The organism is Arthrobacter sp. FW306-06-A (assembly GCF_021870055.1).
Lineage (GTDB): Bacteria > Actinomycetota > Actinomycetes > Actinomycetales > Micrococcaceae > Arthrobacter.
The window spans coordinates 3,057,623-3,080,526 of record NZ_CP084552.1 but is presented as its reverse complement, the minus strand read 5'-3'; the positions used below and the strand labels follow the sequence as shown (position 1 = coordinate 3,080,526).

25 protein-coding genes and 1 riboswitch are annotated in these 22,904 nt (G+C 66.4%); of the genes, 12 read left to right on the top strand and 13 right to left on the bottom strand.

What is annotated here, in order from left to right:
• Window positions 1–10: 10 nt before the first annotated feature.
• Window positions 11–898 (bottom strand): glutamate ABC transporter substrate-binding protein, encoded by an 888-nt coding sequence (locus tag LFT49_RS14325; protein ID WP_236798989.1) that lies wholly within the window; start codon window positions 896–898, stop codon window positions 11–13.
• Between the two features lie 70 nt (window positions 899–968).
• A complete protein-coding gene (locus LFT49_RS14320) occupies window positions 969–1,724 on the bottom strand; it encodes an amino acid ABC transporter ATP-binding protein (RefSeq protein WP_236798988.1) in 756 nt (251 codons plus the stop codon).
• Between the two features lie 104 nt (window positions 1,725–1,828).
• On the opposite strand from LFT49_RS14320, the gene LFT49_RS14315 reads away from it, so the two are divergent.
• The 4 genes from LFT49_RS14315 to LFT49_RS14300 all read left to right on the top strand — a co-directional run bounded on the left by LFT49_RS14315 (window position 1,829) and on the right by LFT49_RS14300 (window position 4,782).
• On the top strand, window positions 1,829–2,611 hold the full coding sequence (locus LFT49_RS14315; RefSeq protein ID WP_236798987.1) for a TIGR00730 family Rossman fold protein: 783 nt from the start codon (window positions 1,829–1,831) through the stop codon (window positions 2,609–2,611).
• 43 nt (window positions 2,612–2,654) lie between these two features.
• A complete protein-coding gene (locus LFT49_RS14310; RefSeq protein WP_237428568.1) occupies window positions 2,655–3,128 on the top strand; it encodes a DivIVA domain-containing protein in 474 nt (157 codons plus the stop codon).
• Complete coding sequence (locus LFT49_RS14305) at window positions 3,125–4,381, top strand: hypothetical protein (protein ID WP_237428567.1); 1,257 nt, start codon at window positions 3,125–3,127, stop codon at window positions 4,379–4,381. The genes LFT49_RS14310 and LFT49_RS14305 overlap by 4 nt, the downstream gene beginning before the upstream one ends.
• A gap of 233 nt (window positions 4,382–4,614) precedes the next feature.
• On the top strand, window positions 4,615–4,782 hold the full coding sequence (locus LFT49_RS14300; RefSeq protein WP_009357720.1) for a DUF3117 domain-containing protein: 168 nt from the start codon (window positions 4,615–4,617) through the stop codon (window positions 4,780–4,782).
• 59 nt (window positions 4,783–4,841) lie between these two features.
• Here the strand turns inward: LFT49_RS14300 and LFT49_RS14295 are convergent, their stop codons facing one another.
• A complete protein-coding gene (locus tag LFT49_RS14295) occupies window positions 4,842–5,474 on the bottom strand; it encodes an O-methyltransferase (RefSeq protein WP_237428566.1) in 633 nt (210 codons plus the stop codon).
• 227 nt (window positions 5,475–5,701) lie between these two features.
• Between LFT49_RS14295 and sigE the strand changes: the two genes are divergently transcribed.
• The 3 genes from sigE to LFT49_RS14280 all read left to right on the top strand — a co-directional run bounded on the left by sigE (window position 5,702) and on the right by LFT49_RS14280 (window position 7,703).
• Window positions 5,702–6,316: an RNA polymerase sigma factor SigE gene (gene sigE, locus LFT49_RS14290; RefSeq protein ID WP_237428565.1), complete on the top strand. Its 615-nt coding sequence runs from the start codon at window positions 5,702–5,704 to the stop codon at window positions 6,314–6,316.
• Between the two features lie 7 nt (window positions 6,317–6,323).
• Window positions 6,324–7,229: an anti-sigma factor gene (locus LFT49_RS14285; RefSeq protein WP_237428564.1), complete on the top strand. Its 906-nt coding sequence runs from the start codon at window positions 6,324–6,326 to the stop codon at window positions 7,227–7,229.
• A 69-nt stretch (window positions 7,230–7,298) separates the two neighbouring features.
• The gene (locus LFT49_RS14280; RefSeq protein ID WP_237428563.1) at window positions 7,299–7,703 is read left to right on the top strand and encodes a Sec-independent protein translocase TatB; all 405 of its coding nucleotides are present in this window, start codon (window positions 7,299–7,301) and stop codon (window positions 7,701–7,703) included.
• Window positions 7,704–7,763: 60 nt separating this feature from the next.
• Here the strand turns inward: LFT49_RS14280 and LFT49_RS14275 are convergent, their stop codons facing one another.
• The 3 genes from LFT49_RS14275 to LFT49_RS14265 are packed head-to-tail and all read right to left on the bottom strand — an operon-like array spanning window position 7,764 to window position 10,939.
• Complete coding sequence (locus LFT49_RS14275; protein ID WP_237428562.1) at window positions 7,764–8,921, bottom strand: Mrp/NBP35 family ATP-binding protein; 1,158 nt, start codon at window positions 8,919–8,921, stop codon at window positions 7,764–7,766.
• A gap of 58 nt (window positions 8,922–8,979) precedes the next feature.
• Entirely contained in the window at window positions 8,980–9,672 is a 693-nt protein-coding gene (locus LFT49_RS14270; RefSeq protein WP_236798979.1) for a DUF1003 domain-containing protein, read from the bottom strand.
• Entirely contained in the window at window positions 9,656–10,939 is a 1,284-nt protein-coding gene (locus LFT49_RS14265; protein WP_236798978.1) for a magnesium transporter MgtE N-terminal domain-containing protein, read from the bottom strand. Before LFT49_RS14265 ends, LFT49_RS14270 begins: the two co-directional genes overlap by 17 nt.
• 77 nt (window positions 10,940–11,016) lie before the next feature.
• On the opposite strand from LFT49_RS14265, the gene LFT49_RS14260 reads away from it, so the two are divergent.
• Complete coding sequence (locus LFT49_RS14260; RefSeq protein WP_237428561.1) at window positions 11,017–11,982, top strand: general stress protein; 966 nt, start codon at window positions 11,017–11,019, stop codon at window positions 11,980–11,982.
• A 96-nt stretch (window positions 11,983–12,078) separates the two neighbouring features.
• Here LFT49_RS14260 and LFT49_RS14255 read toward each other — a convergent pair whose 3' ends face one another.
• Window positions 12,079–13,653: an aminopeptidase P family protein gene (locus LFT49_RS14255; RefSeq protein WP_237428560.1), complete on the bottom strand. Its 1,575-nt coding sequence runs from the start codon at window positions 13,651–13,653 to the stop codon at window positions 12,079–12,081.
• Window positions 13,654–13,733: 80 nt separating this feature from the next.
• Here LFT49_RS14255 and LFT49_RS14250 point away from each other — a divergent pair, with 80 nt between their 5' ends.
• The gene (locus tag LFT49_RS14250) at window positions 13,734–14,582 is read left to right on the top strand and encodes a PHP domain-containing protein (protein WP_237428559.1); all 849 of its coding nucleotides are present in this window, start codon (window positions 13,734–13,736) and stop codon (window positions 14,580–14,582) included.
• A gap of 6 nt (window positions 14,583–14,588) precedes the next feature.
• Here the strand turns inward: LFT49_RS14250 and LFT49_RS14245 are convergent, their stop codons facing one another.
• The 4 genes from LFT49_RS14245 to thiE all read right to left on the bottom strand — a co-directional run bounded on the left by LFT49_RS14245 (window position 14,589) and on the right by thiE (window position 19,716).
• Window positions 14,589–15,461: a DNA-methyltransferase gene (locus tag LFT49_RS14245; RefSeq protein WP_237428558.1), complete on the bottom strand. Its 873-nt coding sequence runs from the start codon at window positions 15,459–15,461 to the stop codon at window positions 14,589–14,591.
• An 8-nt stretch (window positions 15,462–15,469) separates the two neighbouring features.
• On the bottom strand, window positions 15,470–17,152 hold the full coding sequence (locus LFT49_RS14240) for a DEAD/DEAH box helicase (protein ID WP_237428557.1): 1,683 nt from the start codon (window positions 17,150–17,152) through the stop codon (window positions 15,470–15,472).
• Window positions 17,153–17,445: 293 nt separating this feature from the next.
• Window positions 17,446–18,927 (bottom strand): RNB domain-containing ribonuclease, encoded by a 1,482-nt coding sequence (locus tag LFT49_RS14235; RefSeq protein ID WP_237428556.1) that lies wholly within the window; start codon window positions 18,925–18,927, stop codon window positions 17,446–17,448.
• Between the two features lie 39 nt (window positions 18,928–18,966).
• The gene (gene thiE / locus LFT49_RS14230) at window positions 18,967–19,716 is read right to left on the bottom strand and encodes a thiamine phosphate synthase (RefSeq protein WP_237428555.1); all 750 of its coding nucleotides are present in this window, start codon (window positions 19,714–19,716) and stop codon (window positions 18,967–18,969) included.
• 27 nt (window positions 19,717–19,743) lie between these two features.
• Window positions 19,744–19,862: riboswitch (TPP riboswitch) on the top strand.
• Between thiE and thiO the strand changes: the two genes are divergently transcribed.
• The 3 genes from thiO to LFT49_RS14215 all read left to right on the top strand — a co-directional run bounded on the left by thiO (window position 19,856) and on the right by LFT49_RS14215 (window position 22,237).
• On the top strand, window positions 19,856–21,184 hold the full coding sequence (thiO, locus tag LFT49_RS14225; protein ID WP_237428554.1) for a glycine oxidase ThiO: 1,329 nt from the start codon (window positions 19,856–19,858) through the stop codon (window positions 21,182–21,184). It overlaps the preceding riboswitch by 7 nt.
• Window positions 21,181–21,417 carry a sulfur carrier protein ThiS gene (thiS, locus tag LFT49_RS14220; RefSeq protein ID WP_236798969.1) on the top strand — a complete coding sequence of 79 codons (237 nt, stop codon included), beginning with the start codon at window positions 21,181–21,183 and terminating at the stop codon, window positions 21,415–21,417. The genes thiO and thiS overlap by 4 nt, the downstream gene beginning before the upstream one ends.
• 4 nt (window positions 21,418–21,421) lie before the next feature.
• Window positions 21,422–22,237 carry a thiazole synthase gene (locus LFT49_RS14215; protein ID WP_272912518.1) on the top strand — a complete coding sequence of 272 codons (816 nt, stop codon included), beginning with the start codon at window positions 21,422–21,424 and terminating at the stop codon, window positions 22,235–22,237.
• A gap of 67 nt (window positions 22,238–22,304) precedes the next feature.
• Here LFT49_RS14215 and LFT49_RS14210 read toward each other — a convergent pair whose 3' ends face one another.
• Window positions 22,305–22,607, bottom strand: coding sequence for a hypothetical protein (locus LFT49_RS14210; protein WP_237428553.1), 303 nt, complete (start codon window positions 22,605–22,607; stop codon window positions 22,305–22,307).
• A gap of 23 nt (window positions 22,608–22,630) precedes the next feature.
• Window positions 22,631–22,855, bottom strand: a complete 225-nt coding sequence (locus LFT49_RS14205; RefSeq protein ID WP_142133232.1) for a DUF3107 domain-containing protein — start codon at window positions 22,853–22,855, stop codon at window positions 22,631–22,633.
• Window positions 22,856–22,904: the final 49 nt, after the last annotated feature.

Genomic DNA, 22,904 nt, shown 5'->3' with positions numbered 1-22,904 from the left:
TGGACGCTGGTTAGTAGCGGTCGATGGGCGGGAGGCTGGGTGCGGTCTTGATGACCGAACCTGCGGTGGCTTCCCAGGCCTTCTTGTAGGAGCCGTCCTTTTCGAAGGATTCCAGCTGGTCGTTGATCCAGCTGCGGAATTCCTTGTCGCCCTTCTTCAGGCCGATGCCGTAGGGCTCCTTGGTGAAGGTTTCATCGGAGGCCAGCTTGAAGGCGTCCGGTTCCTTGTCAACGAAGCCGGCGAGGATCACGTTGTCAGTGGTGACCGCTTCAACCTGCTTGTTGCGCAGCGGTTCCAGGCACGCGGAGTAGGTGGCGGCCGGAACCAGTTCCGCGCCGTACTTGTCCACGATGGTGGCAGCCGGGGTGGAGCCGGTGACGGAGCAGACCTTCTTGCCCTTGACGTCTTCAGGCTTCTTGATGGTGTCGTTGTCCTTGTTCACCATGAGCGCCTGGCCGGCCTGGTAGTACGGGCCGGCGAAGTCCACAACCTGCTTGCGCTTGTCGCTGATGGTGTACGTGGCGATGACCAGGTCCACCTTGCCCTGCTCGATGAAGGGCTCGCGGTTGGCCGAAACGGTCTCCGACCACTCGATCTTGTCTGCGGGAATGCCCAGCTTGGCGGCGATCAGCTTGCCGATTTCAACGTCGAAACCGACCGGCTTGCCGTCCAGGCCCACCTGGCCGAACAGCGGCTGGTCGAACTTGGTGCCGATCTTGATGGTGCCGGCGGAGGACAGCTTCTCCATGGTGGTGCCGGCAGCGAAGGAAGGCTTTTCGACCGGGCTGGGGTTGCTGGACCCGCCGGAGTCGCCGCCGCCGCAGGCGCTGAGGGACAAGGCGAGGGCAGCGGTAGCCGCCACGACGAAGGACTTCCGCCGGGACATAAATGTCTTCATGACATTCCTTTCATTGATGGCCGTGGGTTTCCGGCCTGGATGCGAACTGAAGTGTGTTGGTTCGGTTGAATCAGTGGGTGAGCAGCTTGGACAGGAAGTCCTTGGCGCGGTCACTCTTCGGGTTGGTGAAGAATTCCTCCGGGGTGTCGTCTTCAACAATCTGGCCGTCTGCCATGAAAACCACGCGGTCGGCGGCCTTGCGGGCGAACCCCATCTCGTGGGTGACCACGATCATGGTCATGCCTTCCTTGGCGAGCTGGACCATGACGTCCAGGACCTCGTTGATCATTTCGGGGTCCAGGGCGGACGTGGGCTCGTCGAACAGCATGACCTTCGGCTTCATTGCCAAAGCGCGGGCAATTGCGACGCGCTGCTGCTGGCCGCCGGAGAGCTGGGCCGGGAGCTTGGGAGCCTGGTGCCCCACGCCTACCCGTTCCAGGAGTGCCATGGCGTCCTTTTCAGCCGCCGCCTTGGAAACGCCCTTGACCTTGATGGGCCCAAGGGTCACGTTTTCAAGGATGGTCTTGTGCGCGAACAGGTTGAACGACTGGAAAACCATTCCGACGTCGGCGCGGAGCTGGGCGAGTTCCTTGCCTTCCTCGGGGAGGACTTTCCCGTCGATGCTGATGGTTCCGCCCTCGATGGTTTCCAGGCGGTTGATGGCCCGGCAGAGGGTGGACTTACCGGAACCGGAGGGCCCGATGACCACAACAACCTCGCCCTTGCGGACCTGGAGGTTGATGTCCTTCAGAACGTGCAGCTGGCCGTAATGCTTATTAACGGCGTTCAGGGAGACGAGAGCATCGCCGGGCACATGAGTAGTCATAGGAAAGAATCTAGCGAACAACGGTGGGTTATGACGCCAATCACCCCAACTTCATGCTGATCGTGATTCAAGAGATACCTGTGGTTGGAGGTTAGCCTAGGGGAATGAGCATCAACGCAGATCCGGCCAAGAATTCCCAGCCGCGCCGTAAGGGGCCCCTTGAGCTGCGCCGCAAGCAGGCGGCAGTGGAAATGTCGGACCAGCATCTGCTTGATACCAAGGGCCCCGGCCAGTTCGTCCACACCGATCCCTGGCGCGTCCTGCGCATCCAGAGCGAGTTCGTGGAAGGCTTCGGGGCGCTCGCGGATATTGGAAAAGCCGTCAGCGTCTTCGGGTCAGCCCGCACCAAACCCGGCAGCATTTACTACGAGATGGGCGTCGAAGTGGGCCGCAAGCTCGCCGAGGCCGGAGTAGCAGTGATCACCGGCGGTGGCCCGGGCTCCATGGAGGCGGCCAACCGGGGGACGGTGGAGGGCAACGGCGTGTCCGTTGGCCTCGGTATCGAGCTGCCGTTCGAGCAGGGCCTGAACCAGTGGGTGGACCTCGGCATTAACTTCCGTTATTTCTTCGCCCGCAAGACCATGTTCGTCAAATACGCGCAGGGCTTCATCGTGCTGCCCGGCGGCCTGGGGACATTGGATGAGCTGTTCGAGGCAATGGTCCTGGTGCAGACCCGGAAGGTGACGTCCTTCCCTATCGTGCTCCTGGGCGTCGATTTCTGGGGACCGATGATCGACTGGATCCGGGGCACGCTGGTGGCCGAGGGAATGGTTTCCGAAAAGGACTTGGACCTCATCCAGCTGGTGGACGACCCCGCGGAAGCCGTGGACCGCGTCCTGCATGGCGCGGTGACTCCTTCCATGAACGGCGAGCAGCGGCCGGAGTAACGTGGCGCAACGGTTCCAGCCGGCGGTCTGGCACGATGGAACCGTGAGTTTCTTCCTCGTTTTCCTCGCCGTCGTGCTGGTGGTGGCGGTCCTTTGGGCCGCCCTGGGCGGGCGTTCCCGCACACCGGGCGGCGCCGGGCTGCCTGCACTCCTGGACGGTGGTTTCGAAGAACCGCCCGCGAACCTTCCGCCGGTGCTCCTTCCCGAGCACGCCGTTCCGGAGGACGTGACGCGGCTGCGTTTCTCGCTGGGCCTGCGCGGCTACCGGATGGACCAGGTGGACCAGGTCCTGGACGAGCTGCGGGACCAGCTGGCCGCAAAGGATGCCGAAATAGCTGAGCTGCGCGGCCGGCTGGAGGCCCCTGAGGAACCTTCTGAGCAGACTTCCGACGGCGGAACCGCCGCTGCTGATGCGGCAGGGCAAGAACCCGGCACAGGAAGCGCCGGAGAGGCTGGCCTCCGGGGCGGCCCCACTCCCGTCCATGAGGATGCAGCCCCGGGGAAGGGCGGCCTGTGAGCACGGTGGACCGCCGCAGCCCGCTGGCATCCGCGGGCAACGCAGCCCACCGCGTGGCTTCCGCCGTCCGCAGCTGGCCCTCCTGGCTCCAGGTGACGGCCCTGTACGCGGCGGCGAGGGTGGTTACCGCGTGCATCTTCATGGCCGCGGCACTCCACCAGGGCCCCAACCCCTGGTTCCCCCCGAAGCCGGACTACTGGAACTTCATCAACATCTGGGATGCCCGCTGGTACGGCCAGGTCATCGCCAACGGCTACCCGTCGATCCTTCCCACGGACAGTGCCGGCAACGTGCAGGAAAATACGTGGGCCTTCTACCCGCTCTTCCCAGCCCTGGCCGGTGGACTCAGCCGCATCACCGGCCTCAGCCCCGCCGCCTCGCTCACGCTGATCGCCATGCTCGCTGGCTGGGGCGCAGCGCTGGTGGTGTACAAACTGTTCCGGCAGAAGGCCAGCCATGCCACCGCCATGTGGGGTGTTGCGTTCTTCGCGGCCTTCCCCGTTTCCGCCGTCCTCCAGGTCCCCTATGCCGAACCCCTGTCGCTCATGCTGCTCGCGTGGGCCCTGCTGCTGGTGGTGCGCCGGCAGTACCTGTCGGCCATGCCCGTAGTGGTCCTGCTCTGCCTCTCCCGGCCCCTGGGTGTCCCCTTTGCCGCCATGGTGGGGCTGCTCCTGGTCTTCCGGGCCATCGCATTCGTCCGTGCCAGCCCGCAGCGGGGCAGCAATGAAGCAGCCCATTCCGGCCGGGACCTGGCCGCACTGACGGGGCTAACCGCCGTCGCGGGCGTTTCCGCCCTCGCCTGGCCCGCCGTCGCATGGGTGGCCACCGGTGACCCGCAGGCCTATACCAAAACAGAAACCGTGTGGCGTGGCCAGGATCTGGTGCCTTTCAAACCGTGGTTCGACACCGGCGTCGAGCTTTTTGGCCCCGTCCTGGGCGTCCTTGCCCCCGTAGTTTTCGTGGCGCTGTTCGCCGCGATGCTGTTCCTCCCCCCGGTGGTGCGGCTCGGCGTCGAACTGCGGCTGTGGTGCGCCTGCTACATGGGATACCTGCTGGCCTTCCTCCACCCGCAGACCAGTACCTTCAGGATGCTGCTGCCGCTGTTTCCGCTGGCCCTGGGCGCGGCTTTCCTCTCCCGGTCAAGGGCGTACCGGGGGACCGTGGTGGTGATGTTCCTGCTGCTCCAGGTCGTGTGGATCGTGTGGCTGTGGGCGTGGGCGCCGCTGCCCGGCGGAGGGGATTATCCGCCCTAGCAAAACGTGCTTCTGTGCAGGTCAGGACGGGAATAACACGCGCAGGAAAATGTCCATCGATTAGCTACGGGCGGGTAATTCCGCGATAATGATAGGTAAGCAAGGACAAAAGCATTCAGAAAACGCGCAGCCTTGGCGGTGGAACCACCAGCCCGCCATGGCCGCCTGATCGACATGCGGACACAGCCCGCCCGGGCTGATCAGTCCTGGGACAAAATGGAGGGGAATTCCTCATGGCGGCTATGAAACCACGCACCGGCGACGGCCCAATGGAAGTCACCAAGGAGGGCCGCAGCCTGATCATGCGCGTCCCGCTCGAAGGCGGCGGACGCCTGGTGGTCGAACTGAACGCTGCCGAAGCAGCCAACCTCAAGGAATGCCTCGTCGGCGTTACCGAGTAATTGTGCCGGACGGGGTCCGCAGCCTGCGGGCTGCGGACCCTGTCTGTCTTCGGGGGTACCTACTTCTTAACGGCCACCAGCAGGCCGTCCCCGGTGGGAAGCATTGCGGAAGCCAGCCTGTCGTCGTCGCGGATTGCCTTGCCCACCTGGCGCAGGGTCACTGTGTTGGGCTCCCGCCCGGCGGGGTTCGCCACCTTGTCCTTGTCCAGGGCGTCGTTGATGACCAGCAGCCCGGAACGCTTGAGCAGCCGGACGGCCTGTTCCACATATCCGGGGAGGCCTGGCTTGTCCGCGTCGATGAACACCAGGTCGTAGGCCCCGTCAGTCAGCCGTGGCAGGACATCGCCGGCGCGGCCGGAAATAGTGCGCGTACGGTTGGCCGGACTGCCGGCTTCGGCGAACGCCTCGCGGGCCGCCCTCAAGTGTTCGACGTCCACGTCGATGGTGGTCAGGACCGCATGCGGGCTCAAGCCGCGCAGGAGGCACACGCCGGAGACCCCGGCGCCCGTGCCGATCTCCACCGCGGTCTGGGCCTTGGAGGCAGCGGCCAGCACCGTAAGGACGGCGCCTACGCCGGGGCTGATCGCATTGACGCCCAATTCAAACGAACGCTCCCGGGCCCGAAGCATTACCTCATCCTCAGCGGGCAGATCTTCTGCATAGGACCAGCTGCTGGACTTGTCGGCGCTCATGGATTTCGCTTTCTGGGCGTAAGGGGGAATGTCTCCCCAAGCCTACTGTGTTTGGCCGGGCAGGCCGGGGAAGCACCCGTTGCGCCCAAGGCTGAAGTTCGCCTGCAGTCAGGAAATTCCCAGCGAAGTTTGACATGATTGGTATCCGCTCATCCAAAAGGTGACCGGCGCCGAATCAGAGATGTCAACAGTATCCGGGCGTTAGCATTCCATGAGGGGAGTGGACGATGTCATCTTCAGTTGTGGCACCTGTCCCTGCAGTCAACAATCCCGATGATGGGTGGGTGCGTCCCACTTGGGAAGAAGTGGTCACCAACCATTCGGCGAAGGTCTACCGGCTGGCTTACCGCTTGACCGGCAACAAGTTCGACGCCGAGGACCTCACCCAGGAGGTCTTCGTCCGCGTCTTCCGTTCGCTGGACAACTTCAAACCGGGGACGCTCGACGGCTGGCTGCACCGCATCACCACCAACCTGTTCCTTGACCAGGCCCGCCGGAAGACCCGCATCCGTTTCGACGCGCTGGCGGAGGACGCAGAGTCCCGGCTGCCGGGCCGTGAGCCGGGCCCCGAGCAAAGCTTCGAACTGAACAACCTGGACCTGGATGTGCAGGCCGCGCTGGAGGAACTTCCGCCGGACTTCCGCGCCGCCGTGGTCCTGTGTGACCTCGAGGGGCTGTCCTACGACGAAGTCGCGGAGGCTCTGGGCGTGAAGCTGGGTACCGTCCGCTCGCGCATCCACCGCGGCAGGACCATGCTCCGGGAGAAGCTCGCCCACCGCGATCCGCGCCCGCAGCAGTCCCGCCGCAAGCTATCGATGCCCCGCATCGCCGGCATCCTCTGAACGGCGCATGAGGTCCCAGTTTCCTTTCGGCGGCAGGCATCAGCGCACCGGCAGCCACCTTGAGGCCTGCCAGGAGTGTGCCGCCACCGTGCGCCGGGAACAGCAGTACCTTGAGCGCCTCCGGGATGCTCCCATTCCACCCGCCAGCGGTGACCTGACGGCCCGCCTGCTGGCGCGCACGAGTGAACTGGCGGCCCAGCCGCCTGCGCCTGTACACCAAAGCGGGACCTCGCTGGCCGCCCGGGCCCTGGCGCTGACGGCGGGAGGAACGGTGGCGGCTGCCGGAGTGCTGGCCGTCGGGGCGTTCACGGCGGCAGGAGACCCCGCGGCCGGCGGGGCGGGGGCCACCGAGGCGGCCTTTTCGCATGTCTCCTCGCAGACACCGGCGGACGGCAGGACGTTGACCGCAGCACAGCTCGCCACGCTGCGCTCCGAGGGCTGGGCCTGCCCTGAACTGCAGGCCATGGGATTCCACGTGGAATCGGCCAAGGCGCTGGTTGTTGACGGCCAGCCTGCGGTGGAGCTCCGGCTTACCGACGGCGCCCATCACGCCACCGTTACTGAACAGCATCCCGTCACCGGGCAGCCCGCAGCACAGGCCGCGGCCGCGGCTGCCGGAAGTGTGCCGGTGGAAGCCACCGGAGCCAGCGGCAAGGCGGGTCCGTCGCAGGATTGGGCCACATCGCCATGGGCCGCCACTTACCGCGCGGCAGGCCTCACCATCACCTATCGCTCCGACCTGCCCGCGGCGCAGGCCAACGAAGCCCTGCCCATCCTCAAACGCCTCGCCGACGGTGCCGCAGAAGGGGTGGCGGCCGCCGTTCCGGAGACTTCCGAGGGGCAGGCCGCCGAGCCACTGGAGACCCGGCTGGAGCGCGGGTTCAGCAAGATCGCGGCCCTGTTCAACCAGTGACGCGAACTGTTGCTCCGTCCCGCGGACGGGAATCGTCACTCGCAGCCCGGAAAGGGTAATCTTCCTAAAGTGTTTGGAATCAACGGCCCGGAGTTCATTCTTCTGCTGATCATTGGCGTACTGGTGATCGGCCCCCAGCGGCTGCCCGAATATACCCAGAAGCTGGCGAACCTGGTCAAGGAAGTCCGCCGCATGGCCAACGGTGCCCGCGAGCAGATCAAGGAAGAAGTGGGCATCGACATCGACGATGTCGACTGGAAGAAGTACGATCCGCGCCAGTACGATCCCCGACGCATCATCAAGGAAGCACTCCTCGACGACGACACCAAGCCCGTCAGCGCAGGCGCCCCGGCCGCCGTGGCTGCGGTGTCCGGCGCGGCGGCAGCCGCCGAGTCGGCTCCTGCGCGGCCCGAAAGGGTTGTGGAGCGGCTGGCGCCGGGCGAGACAGCCCCGTTCGACACCGAAGCCACCTAGGCCTGTCGCCCCACGGAGCCCACTGCCCGGCGGCAATTACTGGTCAACGGGGCTTACTGATTACCGGGGCTGCAGCCCCAGTTTCATCCCGGCCAGCCCACGGGGTTTGGCCGCCAACTGGCCTGCAATGGCTTCCAGCGCCATCGCGCCCGCCGAGCCCGGCTGGCCCAGGACGATCGGCACCCCCGAGTCCCCGCCTTCCCGCAGCTGGATGTCCAGGGGAATCTGGCCCAGCAGCGGAACGTCCGCCCCTACCGTGGCGCTGAGGCGTTCGGTGAGGACTGCCCCGCCGCCGCTTCCGAACAGCTCCATCCGGCCGCCGTCGGGCATCTCCAGGTAGGACATGTTCTCAATGACGCCTGCGATTTTCTGGCCGGTCTGTGTGGCAATGGCACCGGCCCGTTCTGCGACGTCCGCTGCCGCGGCCTGGGGTGTGGTGACCACCAGGATCTCGGCCTTGGGCAGCAGCTGCGCAACGGAGATGGCAATGTCACCCGTGCCCGGCGGAAGGTCCAGGAACAGGGCATCCAGATCGCCGAAGTAGACGTCAGTGAGGAACTGTTCCAGGGCCCGGTGCAGCATGGGTCCGCGCCAGGCGACCGGCTTGTTGCCGCTGACGAACATGCCGATGGAGATCACCTTCACCCCGTACGCAACCGGGGGAAGGATCATATCGTCCACTTGGGTGGGTTTTTGCGTGATCCCCATCAGCGCGGGGACGGAGAAGCCGTACACATCCGCGTCCACGATGCCCACGCGGAGGCCTTGGGCAGCCAGTGCGCTGGCCAGGTTGACGGTGACGGAGGACTTGCCCACCCCGCCCTTGCCGCTGGCTACGGCGTAGACCCTGGTGAGCGAGCCGGGTTCATTGAACGGGATGCTGCGCTGCCCGCCCGCGCCGCGCAGCTTCTCCTTGAGCGCGTCGCGCTGCGCCTGGTCCATCACCTTCAGTTCGACGTCGACAGCGGTGACGCCCGGAACAGCGAAAAGGGCCTTTTGGGAATCGGCGGTAATGGTGTCCCGCAGCGGGCAGCCGGCGATGGTGAGCAGGACCGCTACGGTGACCTTGCCGTCGTCGGACACCTGGACGGAATCCACCATGCCCAGCTCCGTGATGGGGCGGCGCAGTTCAGGGTCGATAACCGTGGCCAGGGCCTCGTTGACGGCGTGGTGCAGCGGGGACTTGCCTGCTGTTGCGGGATCGATGGGGGCGCTCATGGGAGGAGCCTCGGCTTTCATGCGGTTGCGGACCGCCGGTCAGTGGACGGCCTGACGGTCATTGGGCAGAGTGGCCGGGTTTGACCCGGGGGATCTGCTGGGTACGCGGGCTGCGCTGCCGGTCCCGTTGTTCGCGCAGTTTGTCCTTGACCTTGTCCCGCGGTGGTTCGTGGGAACCCGGGCCGGTGTCGTCGTGGGTGCGCAGCTCCTCCTGGGCTTCGAGCAGGTCCTCAAGGAGGGAGCGCAGTTCGGCACGGACGTAGTCGCGGGTGGCCACTTCGCGCAGGGCGATCCGAAGGGAGGCAAGCTCCCGGGTGAGGTACTCGGTGTCGGACAGGTTGCGCTCGGCACGCTGGCGGTCCTGCTGCAGCGAGACGCGGTCGCGGTCATCCTGCCGGTTCTGCGCCAGCAGCAGCAGGGGTGCGGCGTAGGAGGCCTGCAGTGACAGCATCAGGGTCAGCAGGGTGAAACCAAGGTCCCGCGAGTCGAACTGCCATTCCACGGGAGCCCACGTGTTCCAGCCGAGCCAGAAGATGCAGAACACCGTCATGTAGACCAGGAACTGGGGCGTACCCATGAAGCGGGCAAAGGCCTCGGTGGCGTGCCCGAATGCATCGGGGTCCGGGCGGAACGTGGGCAGGATCCGCTGCCTGCCGCTCAGGGGTGTGTCGAGGCTGCCTTTTGATTCCGCTTTGGCCAGGTTCCGCTGGTTGGGGTTCTTCGGAGCACTGATATCAGCCAATGCGGCCACCGAGCCTTCTTATCGGGGCTTCGCCATCATGGGCGCGCCAGTCGTCGGGCAACAAATGATCCAATACGTCATCAACAGTCACCGCCCCCACAAGCCGGCCGGCGTCATTGATCACCGGGAGGGAGTTCAGGTTATAGGTAGCCAGGGTCCGCGCCACTTCGCTGATGTGCGCTTGGTCGGACAACGGCTCGAGGTTCTTGTCCACCAGGTTTCCCAGTGCCTCGAACGGCGGGAAGCGCAGCAGCTGCTGGATGTGCACCACGCCCAGGAAGCGGCCCGTGGGCGTTTCCAGCGGCGGCCGGGCAATGAAGATCGACGACGCCAGTGCCGGGGAGAGCTCCTCGCGCCGGACGTGGGCCAGGGCTTCGGCCACGGTGGCTTCCGGGGGGAGGATGACCGGCACGGGGGTCATGAGGCCACCGGCCGTGTCCTCGTCGTATTCGAGCAGGCGGCGCACGTCCTCGGCGCCTTCGGGCTCCATCAGCTGGAGTAGTTCCTCGGCCTGCGCGGAGGGGAGCTCACCGAGGAGGTCGGCGGCGTCGTCCGGGTCCATCTCCTCCAGGACGTCGGCTGCGCGCTGGACATCCAGGGCGGAGAGGATCTCCACCTGGTCGTCCTCCGGGAGTTCCTGGAGGACGTCCGCCAGGCGTTCGTCCTGCAGTTCGCTGGCCACCTCGAAGCGGCGCTTGTCGCTCATCTCCTGGAGCGCCTCGGCGAAGTCGGCGGGTTTGAGGTCCTCGTGGTTGGCCACGAACTGGGTGGCGGCCTGCGGCTCGGTCTTCTGGCCCTGCTGGGCATCCGCCCAGTCGATGATCAGGGTCTCGTTGCGGCGCAGCCGGCTCAGGGGTGACAGCGAGTGTCCGCGCCGGACGAAGAGCTTGCTCACGAACCAGTCACGGGACCTGTGCTGGTCAATGGCGATGTCTTCGATGGTGGCGTCGCCGCTGCCGTCACGGAGGGTGACGCGCCGGTCGAACATCTCGGCCACCACCAGGGTTTCCGCGCCGCGCTGCTCAAACCGGCGCAGGTTGACCAGGCCGGTGCAGATGACCTGGGTCTGGTCGATCGAGGTGATGCGGGTCATGGGCACGAAGACGCGCTTCTTGCCCGGAACTTCCACCACGATGCCCACCACGTGCGGGGCGCCCTGGGTTCCCCGGGACAGCACAACAACATCGCGCAGCCGGCCCAGCCGGTCGCCCAGCGGGTCGAAGACATCGAGGCCCAGAAGGCGCGCCACGAAGACGCGTGTAGGTGTTGTGCTCACCACTACAGGCTACCGAGTCTGCTCTCTTTTAGCTGAATTTACAGGCAGTACCCACCTTGATGGGCAAGAATGGGACTATGTCGAACTTATTTGGTGCACCCAAGGCCGGCGCCCCGAGCGGACCGGACGATGCCCGGGCCGTTCCCACCGGTGACACCGTTGGCTCCTACACCTCCTACCTCGACGCCCAAAAAGCGGTGGACTACCTGGCAGACCAGCAGTTCCCGGTCCAGATGGTCTCCATCGTCGGCAATGAGTTGAAGATGGTGGAGCGGGTGACGGGGCGGCTGAGCTACCCCCGGGTGGCGCTTTCGGGGGCACTGAGCGGCATGTGGTTTGGCCTGTTCGTGGGAGTCATGCTGTCGTTTTTCGCGCCTTCCCCCGGATACTTTTCGATCATGACGTCGGTGCTGATGGGCGCCGCCTTCTTCATGCTCTTCGGCATCGTCACCTACGCCATGCAGCGCGGCAAGCGCGACTTCACGTCCACCAGCCAGGTGGTGGCAACTAGCTACGACGTCATCGTGGCCCCCGAAGCAGCCCATGAGGCCCGGCGCCTGCTGCAGCAGCTGCCGATGTCCCGTTCCGACGCTGCCTCGGCCCATGGCCCCTACACGCAGAACGACTACTACAACCAGCCCTATCAGCAGCAGCATCCGCAGCAGCAGGGGCCTGCGCGTCCGGCCGGTTGGAACGATCCCTACGGCCAGCGGCAAGGCGCGGTCAACGATACGTCCCCGTCCCACGAGGGATCAGAGCACGGCTCATCGTCCCAGGACGGACAGGCTCACCCGCACGACGGCGGCCAGCAGTATGGGGGCGGTCAGCAGCAGCAGCCCGTCCGTTCGGCCCGCTATCCGGACCTGCCGGACGGACGCCCGCAGTACGGTGTCCGGCTCCCGCAGGGACCTGCCGCAGATGCCGGGCAGCAAAGTCCGGGTCAGAGCCCGGAACATGGTGCGGAACAGCACGGTGGAGAACATCGTGCGGAAGAACGTCACGTGTCCGACGGCGACCAGCACCAGGGCGAAAACCGGCTGTAACAGCCAACAGATTTACAGGGCCTGACAGCAGGGCATACAAAAAGCGGGACCGCCGGAAAGAATCCGGCGGTCCCGCTCTTTGTAATTTCTGCCGCGTCAGGCTTCTTCGGTCCGGTAGATGCCGGCCATCCAGTCCTCCACGTCCTCCGCATTGCGTGGCAGGGCGGCGCTGAGGTTTACCGGGCCATCGGCAGTCATCAGGATGTCGTCCTCGATCCGGATGCCGATGCCGCGGTACTCCTCCGGGATCGCCAGGTCTTCCTTCTTGAAGTACAGGCCCGGCTCAATGGTGAACACCATGCCTTCGGTGAGGACGCCGTCGAGGTAGAGCTCCCGCTTGGCCTGCGCGCAGTCATGCACGTCCAGTCCAAGGTGGTGGCTGGTGCCGTGCGGCATCCAGCGCCGGTGCTGCTGGCCTTCGGGGCTGATCGCTTCCTCCACAGTGACGGGCAGGATTCCCCACTCGGCCAAACGCTCGGCCAGGACCGTGGTGGCGGCAGTATGGATGTCCCGGAACTTGGTTCCCGGCTGGGCAGCGGCGAAACCGGCGTCGGCGGCATCCAGGACCGCTTGGTACACCTTGCGCTGGATGTCGCTGAAGGCGCCGCTGGCCGGAAGTGTCCGGGTGATGTCTGCGGTGTAGAGGGAGTCGGCCTCGACGCCCGCGTCCAGGAGCAGGAGTTCGCCGGCATGGATGCGGCCGGTGTTGCGGGTCCAGTGCAGCACGGTGGCGTTGTTGCCGGACGCCGCGATGGTGTCGTAGCCCAGTTCGTTCCCCACCTCCCGGGCCCGGGCAAAGAACGCTCCCTCCACCACGCGCTCGCCACGGGCATGCGTGAGGGCGCGCGGCAAAGCCTTAACAACCTCTTCGAAGCCTTCCACGGTGGCGGACACGGCGATCTTCATCTGCTCGATTTCCCACTCGTCCTTGAGTAGGCGCAGTTCGGAGAGGGCCTCGCTGAGCTTCTCGTCCAGGGCATCCAGGACGCCCAGGTCCAGGTTCTCGGGGTCCCTGGCAGTGTTGTACCGTGCGGTGTCCACCAGGGCGTCGATGTTCTCGTCGACTTTGCGGACCAGGCGGATGGAGATGCCGCCGATTTCCGGGGCGCCCACGTCCTTGGTGACGGCTGTTTCCAGTTGGTCGATGTGCGCGGTGGCCAGCCCCAGGCGGGCCTCGAACTCTTCGAGGGTGGGCCGCGCACCAATCCAGAATTCGCCGGAGCGGGAATCCGCGTAGAACTGTTCCGTGTCCCGGCCGGCCAGTGGCCGGAAATAAAGCGTGGCGCGGTGGTTCCCGCCGTCGTCGCCCGTTCCCTCGTTGACCGGTTCCAGGATCAGGACAGCGTCGGGCTCGTGGTCCAGCCCGAGCCCGGTGAGGTGCGCGAAGCCGGAGTGCGGGCGGAAACGGTAGTCGCAGTCATTCGACCGCACCTTCAACGGCCCCGCGGGGATGACCAGGCGTTCGCCCTTGAACAGGGAGGAGATCGCCTTGCGCCGGTTTGCGGCATAGGGGGCGACGGCGTCCAGCTGCGGAAGCTCTTGGCTGGAAGGTGCCCAGTTGCTGGCCATGAAGGCCTTGAACGCGTTGGAACTGGGCCGCTGGGAGCGGTTGTTGACGCGCTCTTCCAACGGCTGGGAAGCAGAGTTTTGGGTGTTTTCGGCATCGTTCACGGCACCATCGTCTCACCAGCTTCGCGGCTAAGCGAACAGGCCTCCCCGGTCTCTTGTCCCCGGTCCACTACGCTGGATAAGTGAGGATTGACCTGCATGCCCACTCCAACGTCTCCGATGGCACCGAGACCCCTGCCGATGTCATGGCCTCTGCTGCCCGCGCGGGATTGGACGTGGTGGCGCTGACCGACCATGATTCGACGGCAGGTTGGGCGGAGGCTTCCGCGGCCGCTGCAACGTACGGCGTGGCCCTGGTTCCTGGCATGGAGGTGTCGTGCCGGACCGAGGAGGGCATCAGCGTCCACCTTTTGAGCTACCTGCACGATCCCACCCATCCCGGCCTCCTGGAAGAGATCACCAAAGCCAAGGATTCCCGACAGACCCGGGCTGAGCGGATGGTCACCATCCTGGCGGAGGACTACCCGCTTACCTGGGACGACGTGATCCACCACGTCGCGCCCGGTGCCACCCTTGGCCGTCCGCACATCGCGGACGCCCTCGTCGCCGCAGGGGTGGTGGAGGACCGTTCGGAGGCTTTCGCCTCCATTTTGACCTCCCGCTCGCGGTACTTCATCCCGCACTACGCTCCAGACCCTGCCACCGCCGTCGAGCTTGTCCGTGCCGCCGGCGGCGTGCCGGTGTTCGCCCACCCCGTGGCTTCTGCCCGGGGGCGGATCGTGGGGGAGCGCACGTACCGCGAGATGATCGACGCCGGCCTGGCAGGCCTGGAGATCGATCACCGGGACAATCCGGAAGAGGGCCGGGACTTCCTCCGCAGGCTCGCGGCGAAGCATGACCTGCTGGTCACCGGTTCCTCCGACTACCACGGAACCGGCAAACCCAACCTGCTCGGGGAGAACCTCACTGCCGCCGGCATGCTGGCGCGGATCGAGGAACTCGGCACGGGAACTGCCGTCGTCCGCCCCTGACGTTACCTAGCTGGGCTGGCGGCTTACCAGGGTGGCGTGCGCACCCAGCCGCTTGGCCATGATGTCGATGGCCGGCTGGTTCTGGTCCACGCACACGAACTTCCGGCCCAGTTTCGCGGCCACTGCCCCGAGGGTGCCGGAGCCGGCGAAGAAGTCCAGGCACCAGTCCCCGGGGCGGGACGATGCGGCGACCACCCTGCGGACCAGGCCCTCCGGCTTCTGCGTGGGGTAGCCGGTCTTTTCCTTGCCGGTGGGGGAGACAATCGTGTGCCACCAGACGTCGGTGGGCAGCTTTCCCAGCTCCCGTTTGGCAGGGGTCACCAGGCCGGGCGCCATGTAGGGTTCACGGTCCACCTCGGCGCTGTTGAAGTGGTACTTGGCCGGGTTCTTGACGTACACCAGGATGTTGTCGTGCTTGGTGGGCCACCGGTTTTTCGCACGCGCGCCGTAGTCGTAGGCCCAGATGATCTCGTTCAGGAAGCATTCCCGGCCAAAGATGGCGTCCAGCATGACCTTGGCGTAGTGCACCTCGCGGTAGTCCAGGTGCAGGTACAGGGTTCCGTCGTCGGCCAGGAGCCGCCAGGCCTCCACGAGCCTGGGTTCCAGGAAGGACCAGTAGTCGCTGAACGCGTCGTCGTAGCGGTGCAGGGCGCCCTTGATGGTGTCGTAGGAGCGGCCCTTGAAACCCACCCGGTCCCCGCCGCCGTCAGCGTTGGCCACCATCCGGGTTTGCTGGCGCTGCTGCGGCCTGCCCGTGTTGAAGGGCGGGTCCACGTAAATCAGTGTGAAGGCGCCGTCCGGCAGCGTGGGGAGGTACTCCGCGTTGTCCGCGTGCACCACCAGGCTGCCGCCGTCCGGCGCCCAAACAGTGTCAGTCATCGGGGCAGTTAGCCCTCGGAGTTGCCAGGCTGCGTGCCCTTGTCGGCGCCGGCCACCACTTCGCCGTTGCGTCGGCGGGTGCGGGTCCGGCTGCGGCGGGCGCGGTTCGGCTTTTCGGTGTCCGCTGCGGGTGCTGCAGCTTCGGCGGCAGGAGCTGCTGCAGAGTCCGGCGTACGACGGCGGCGCTCACCTGAGCGGCCAACGGAGTCACTGCTGCGGGCACCTTCGCGGTTGCCGCTTCGGCTTTCCCGTCCACGGCCGTCCCGGTCGCGTGAGCGGCCTGCGTCACGGCCGCCGCGGCTGTTCTTCTTGCCGGTTTCGCCCAGGTCCTCAAGCACCTCGGCATCGACGCCGGCCAGGGTGCGCTTGTCGCGCGGCAGGCGGCCCTTGGTGCCCTCGGGGATGTCAAGATCCGTGTACAGGTGCGGCGAGGATGAGTAGGTTTCCACGGGCTCCGGAACGCTCAGGCCCAGGGCCTTGTTGATCAGCGCCCAGCGCGGCATGTCGTCCCAGTCAACGAAGGTGACGGCGGTGCCCTTGTTGCCGGCGCGTCCGGTGCGGCCCACCCGGTGCAGGTAGATCTTCTCGTCTTCCACGCACTGGTAGTTGATCACGTGGGTCACGTCGTCAACGTCGATGCCGCGGGCAGCCACGTCCGTGGCCACCAGGACGTCCACCTTGTTGTTGCGGAACGCGCGCAGAGCCTGTTCGCGGGCGCCCTGGCCCAGGTCTCCGTGGATGGCGGCGGCCGCGAAGCCGCGGTCCACCAGTTCCTCGGCCACTTTGGCGGCGGTGCGCTTGGTCTTGGTGAAGATGATGGTCCGTCCGCGGCCGCGGGCCTGCAGGATGCGGGCCACCACCTCGGTCTTGTCCATGCTGTGGGCGCGGTAAATGAGCTGGCGGATGTCCCGCTTGGTCAGGCCCTCGTCCTCGGGATCCGCTGCGCGGATATGGGTGGGCTGGGTCATGTAGCGGCGCGCCATGGCAATGACCGGGCCGGGCATGGTAGCCGAGAACAGAAGCGTCTGGCGGACCGCAGGGGTGCCGGCGATGAGGGTCTCAACGTCCGGCAGGAAGCCGAGGTCCAGCATTTCGTCGGCCTCGTCGAGGACGACGAGCTTCACGTTCTTCAGGCTCAGGTGCTTCTGCTTGTACAGGTCGATCAGGCGCCCGGGAGTGCCCACCACTACCTCGACACCCTGCTTGAGCGCCTCAACCTGGGGCTCGTAGGCGCGGCCACCATAGATGGTGGTGATCCTGGCGTTGCGTTTGCGGGATGCCGTCTGCAGATCGCTGGCCACCTGCACGGCAAGCTCGCGGGTGGGGACGATCACGAGGGCCTGCGGGGCTCCGGGAACGGCGAGTTTGGCGTATCCGGGGTCGTCCTGGCCGATGACCCGTTGCAGTGCGGGAATACCGAAGCCCAGGGTCTTGCCGGTGCCGGTCTTGGCCTGGCCGATGATGTCATGGCCGGCAAGAGCCACCGGCAGGGTCATGGCCTGGATGGGGAAGGGGTGGGTAATCCCGGCGTCCGCCAGGGACTCAACGATGTCCGCGCGCACGTTGTAGTCGGCAAAGGACTTCTCCGCGATCTCGTGCGGCGTCTCGTCGGAGATGATGGTTTCTTCCGGCTCGATAGTTTCCGTGCCGGACTCATCGCTGAGGAGCTGGTGGGTATGCAATTCACTCACAGGGGAGTTTCCTTATTCATTTGGGCAATGGCGCTGCCTGCTCAACGGGCCGGCCAAGGCTGGCCGCTCCGGAGCACGCTCAGGCGCGCAAGCGATTCCAGTGGAAGCCGATCGCGGGCTATCTAAATGCTGGCACTGGTGACCAACGGGTAAATCTCAAGATCGCGTAGGGGCGGGCTTGTTGGTTTCAAATCGAGGAAATCAACGACCGGGCATCCAGTTCTACCCTTCAAGTCTAGCCGCATGGGCGTGGAACCACGGTTTCCTCCCGCCCGGGGCGTTCCGCTGGCCCTTTAGGAGACGAGTTCGAAGTGGATCTCCCGCGTGGTGATGTCTGAGGACACCAGCCGGACCCGGACCTTGGTGCCGGACTCCAGCTCGCCGGCGCAGCGCGCCGTCACTGCGGGTTCGGCAATCTGGATGATCCCGGAGCTGCCGTTGCCGTTCTTGCCGTTTTTCCCGTTGCCGTTAGTGTTCCCGTTCTGCGGCTTGGACCCGGAGATCACGATCGCGTCGAACTCCTGCCCGATGTGGTTCAGCAGCAGGGCCGCCTCCACAGTATCCAGGGCCAGGCGTTCCATCCGTGACGCCAGTTGGTCCGAGCCTGCCATGATGCCCGGCAGCAGCGGCAGGGCCTCCCGCGCCCAGCCGGGAACATCGCCGCCGTTGCTCAGGGCCTCGCAGATGACCAGCACGAAGCGGTCCACTAACCGGCGCAGCGGCGCGGTGGTGTGGGCATAGGCAGCGCCGATGGCGGACTGGATCCCATCCTCGGGGACGGTCCCGTCGAAGGCGGTGTAGGAGGCTCCGCGGAACAGCATGCCTGCCGAATGCATGATGGCCAGCTGCCGCGGATCGGTGGGGTCCAGGGACCGCAGATACTCGCCATAGCTGACTTCGCCGTCCCATGGCCTGCCCAGCACCTCGGTCTGCAGGCGAAAATGCTTCAGCGACCGTTCGTCCGGGGCCGGCATGGTGCGCAGGATGCCCACCTTGCCCTCCAGCATGAGCTGCGCCGCCGCCATCCCGGTCATCAGCGAAATCTGCGCGTTCCAGTCCTCCACCGGAAGCTGTGGAACAGCGTCAATCCGGTAGCCGCCGTCGGGCAGCTGGACAATCTCCTGCTCAGGCATGTTCAGGCTTGCACCTTCACGCGCCCGTTCCAGTGCCACCCGCTTCAGGCCCACCTCACGGAGCAGCTGGAGCACGGGCGGGGCGGTCCCGGCGTCGAGGGCTGCCTGGGCGCCCCGGTAGCTGAGCTTGTCGCGGCTGCGGACCCTCGCGCGACGGACGCTGACCGTCAGTACGGTTGCTTCGCCGTCGAGCGTGAAATCCCAGACGAAGGCCGAACACTCCTGGCCGGGCAGCAGGCTCCCGGCCCCTTCGCTGATGACCTCCGGGTGCAGTGGGATCCGGCCGTCAGGAGCGTAGAACGTCTGTCCGCGCCGCCGCGTCTCCGCGTCCAGGGGGCCTCCCGGCGCAACGAAGGCTGGAACATCGGCGATCGCGTACATCACGCGGTAGCCGTCCCCGTCCAATTCAATAAACACTGCCTGGTCCAGGTCCGTGGAGGATGCCGGGTCGATGGTGACAAACTCGACGGCGGTCAGGTCGTAGGACGGCAGCTGCAGCGCCGCAACGGCAGCCAGGGCGTCTTCCACGGCTTCTGCGGGATACGGGCCCGGAAGCTCAAGCTCCGTCCGCAGCAGGCCCAACGCCTCTTCCAAGGCGTTCTTATGGTCGTGGACGTTGGGAGCCAGCCGATGATGTGACACAAAATTCAGCGTAGCCCCAAGTTCCGCGATTAAGCAGGCTCAGGAACCGGCAGCGTCCAGCGCGTCGAGGAGGGAGGCAGCAGCTGCGGCGGGATCAGGGGCTTCGGTGATGGCCCGGACCACCACGATCCTGCGCGCACCCGCCTCCGCCACCTGGCGGACGTTGCCGTGGTCGATGCCGCCGATGGCAAACCAGGGCACCGGGTCCGCAGCCTGCCGTGACGCCTCGGCCGCGTACTTGACCAGTTCGGGACCGACGGCGGCCCTGCCGGGTTTGGTGGGCGTAGCCCAGACAGGGCCCACGCAGAAGTAGTCCAGCCCGGACGGTGCGGCAGTTGCGGCAAGGGCGGCATCCACCTGCTCGGGCGTATGGCTGGAGAGTCCGATGGCGGCGTTGCCGTCGACCAGCGTGCGTGCGGCCGCCAGCGGCAGGTCCTTCTGGCCGATATGGAACACCGGGGCCCCGGAAAGCACGGCGATGTCGGCGCGGTCGTTGACCGCCCACAGCTTGCCGCGCCGCACCGCCACTTCCTTCAGCACAGCCAAAAGGTCCAGTTCCTCGGCTGCCTCGATGGTCTTGTCACGCAGCTGAATGATGTCCACGCCGCCGGCAAAGGCCGCGTCCACGAACTCCGCAAAATCGCCGCGGTCCCGCCGTGCATCGGTGCAGAGATACAGGCGGGCAGCCTTAAGGGCCTCGCTGTCGCGGGCGTTGACAACCTCGGCATTGGCAACTCCGCCGGCCGGAGCGTGGGAACCTGCGGGAAGGGAAGGGGTGGTCGCATTCATGCCTGCAAGCCTAATTCCTCTAAACTGGGGAGGTACTGCGGGAGCCCGCGGCAGCTGTCACAAAGCGCCGGGCTGAGAGGGCGTCAGAGCCGACCGCTTGACCTGATCCGGTTAATGCCGGCGTAGGGAAGGAACCCAGATGCGTACCCCCGGCACCACCCAGCCCTCGTCCGTTGATGCGTCCATTCCCCCCACCCTTCGTGCCGACGTCGCCGTCATTGGCGGGGGAGTGGTGGGACACGGTATCGCCTGGGAACTGCAGCGTTCCGGACGCTCCGTCGTCCTCATTGACGACGCGCCAGGTTCCGGCGCGAGCTGGGCTGCCGCCGGCATGCTGGCCCCCGTGAGCGAACTGCACTACCAGGAGGAGGACCTCCTGGAACTCATGCTGGAGGCATCGTCACGGTGGCCGGCATTCGCGGCCGCCGTCGCCGATGCATCGGGCACGGATTCCGGATACCTCACGACGCCGACACTCGCCGTGGGCGCCGACGCCGCCGACCGCCGCGCCCTGATGGACCTGCGCACAGTTCAACAGGCGAGCGGGCTGTCCGTGGAACCCCTGACCGTCCGGGAGGCCCGCAAACGCGAACCCCTCCTCAGCCCCGCCATCGCCTGCGCCCTCGATACCCCGGGGGACCACCAGGTGGATCCCCGCCGGCTGGTGGCGGCCCTGCGGCTGGCACTGGCCGGCGGCGCCCGCGAAACGCACCACCTCGCCGTGGCAGGGGCAGTGGACGGTTACGCAGTGCCGGAGCGGGCAAGCGGGCTGTTGTGGGAGGACGGCATCGTTACGGGGGTTCGGCTCGCCGGTGGCGGCACCGTCCTGGCAGCGGAAACCGTGGTGGCCAACGGGCTGCAGGCGGGGGCGCTCGCGGACCTCCCCCATGGCCTCGAGCTGCCCCTGCGTCCCGTCCACGGGGACATCCTCCGGCTTGCAGTGCCCGGCCCCCTCCAGCCCCTGGTGACCGCAACGGTGCGGGGACTGGTGCACGGAGTTCCGGTGTACATCGTTCCGCGCCGGGACGGGACCGTGGTGATCGGAGCCACCCAGCGCGAGGACGCCCTGTCCGACGCCGTCAGTGCCGGCGGCGTCTACCAGCTGCTGCGCGATGCCCAGGCGCTGGTTCCCGCCGTCGCCGAGCTCGAACTTCTGGAATGCACGGCCCGGGCCCGCCCGGGAACCCCGGACAATGCGCCGCTGCTGGGAAGGGTGCCGGTGGACCTGGCCTTAAGAAGCGAAGGATCCGCAACGGAAGCCGGTTACGTTCCGGGGCTCATCATCGCCACCGGTTTTTTCCGGCACGGCGTCCTGCTCACACCCGCTGCAGCAGCCATCTGCACGGATCTGCTCGACGGAAAAGCCGACCCCCGCTGGGTCCCCTTCCGCCCGGGCCGGTTCTCCGGCCCGGGAACGGCCACCCACGGCCTCCACGACAATGGCACCCACACCAAGGAAACAGCGTGAACATCACCCTCAACGGAAACCCGCACACGGTGGCCGACGGCGCCTCCATCACCACACTCGTCAGCCAGGTCACCGGACGCCCGCTGGCTGACAACGGGCAGGCGACGGACGGCGGGAAGCTGGGCGTCGCCGTCGCCCATAACGCCCAGGTGGTGCCGCGCAGCCAATGGTTCGCCACGGCGCTCGCCGAGGGCGACGACATCGAACTCGTTACAGCAGTACAGGGAGGCTGACGCCATGACCGAAACCAGCACCATCAACCCCGCCGGGAACACCGGTGCCGGCGACGCCCTGGTGATTGACGGCGTCGCCCTGAAATCCCGCCTCATCATGGGCACCGGCGGAGCGCCCAGCCTGGACGGCCTGGGCGCAGCACTCCTGGCCTCCGGCACCGCCCTGACCACCGTGGCCATGCGGCGTTACTCACCCGCCGAAACCGGCTCGCTGTTCCAGCTGCTGGTGGACCACGGGATCCGGGTGTTGCCCAACACCGCCGGCTGCTTCACCGCCAGGGATGCTGTGCTCACAGCGGAACTTGCGCGGGAGGCCCTGGAAACGGACTGGGTGAAGCTCGAGGTCATCGCCGACGAGCAGACCCTCCTGCCGGACGCCGTGGAGCTCGTGGAAGCCACGGAGCAGCTGGTGAACCGAGGCTTCAAGGTGTTCGCCTACACCAACGATGATCCCGTACTTGCGCTGCGGCTCGAAAACCTCGGCGCCGCCGCCGTGATGCCCCTGGGCGCCCCTATCGGCACCGGCCTGGGGATCCTGAACCCGCACAACATCGAGCTCATCGTTTCGCGTGCGTCGGTTCCGGTGGTCCTGGATGCAGGCATCGGTACGGCGTCGGACGCCGCCCTTGCCATGGAGCTGGGCTGTGACGCCGTACTGCTGGCCACTGCCGTGACGCGGGCGCAGAACCCCGCCCTTATGGGCGAGGCGTTCAAACACGCCGTGATCGCCGGCAGGATGGCCCGGGCGGCCGGGCGCATCCCCCGCAGGGAGCATGCCCTCGCCTCGTCGGCAATGGAGGGCCGGGCGGAGTTCCTCTGACCGCGGACCTTAAACAGCTGTGGCCACCACCCGGACGGGTGGCGGCCACAGGCCGTTTACGGATGCCTTAGCGCCGCAGGATGGCGGTCAGCCGCTCCATATCGTGGCGTGTGCGGGTGCGGCCAAGATAGACCACAGCACCGATGGCGGCAGCAATGCCAAGGACCATGGGCAGGACCCAGGGGAGCCAGGTCAGGCCGGGCAGGTAGCCGAAACCGGCCGCCATGAGGATGATCCATGCCAGCGCCGCGACAGCCACGGCGACCCCCGCCGGCAGCACCGCGCCGTACTTGGCATGGCGCTTGTCATTGGCCCAGACAATGACACCGCCGGCGGCTGCAACCAGCACCACGATGGTCAACGAAAGCATGGATGCTCCCTTTCAGGCGCAGGCTAGAACTGGCCGAAGCCCACGCGGCGGACCTCTTCTGCCCCGATTTCCACGTACGCCAGGGCATTGCCCGGAACGATGATCAGGCGTCCCTTGTCATCCTTGAGGCGCAGCTCATTGCCTTCGCTGATGGCCTCGCCGACAACCTTGGCCACCGTCTCGGCATCCTGGGTCGATTCCAGTACGATTTCGCGGCCAACGTTCTGAACGCCGATCTTAATTTCCAAGGGGGCCTCCCAGCCTGTGAAGTTCTCGTACTTCTCTACGAGGTGTTGT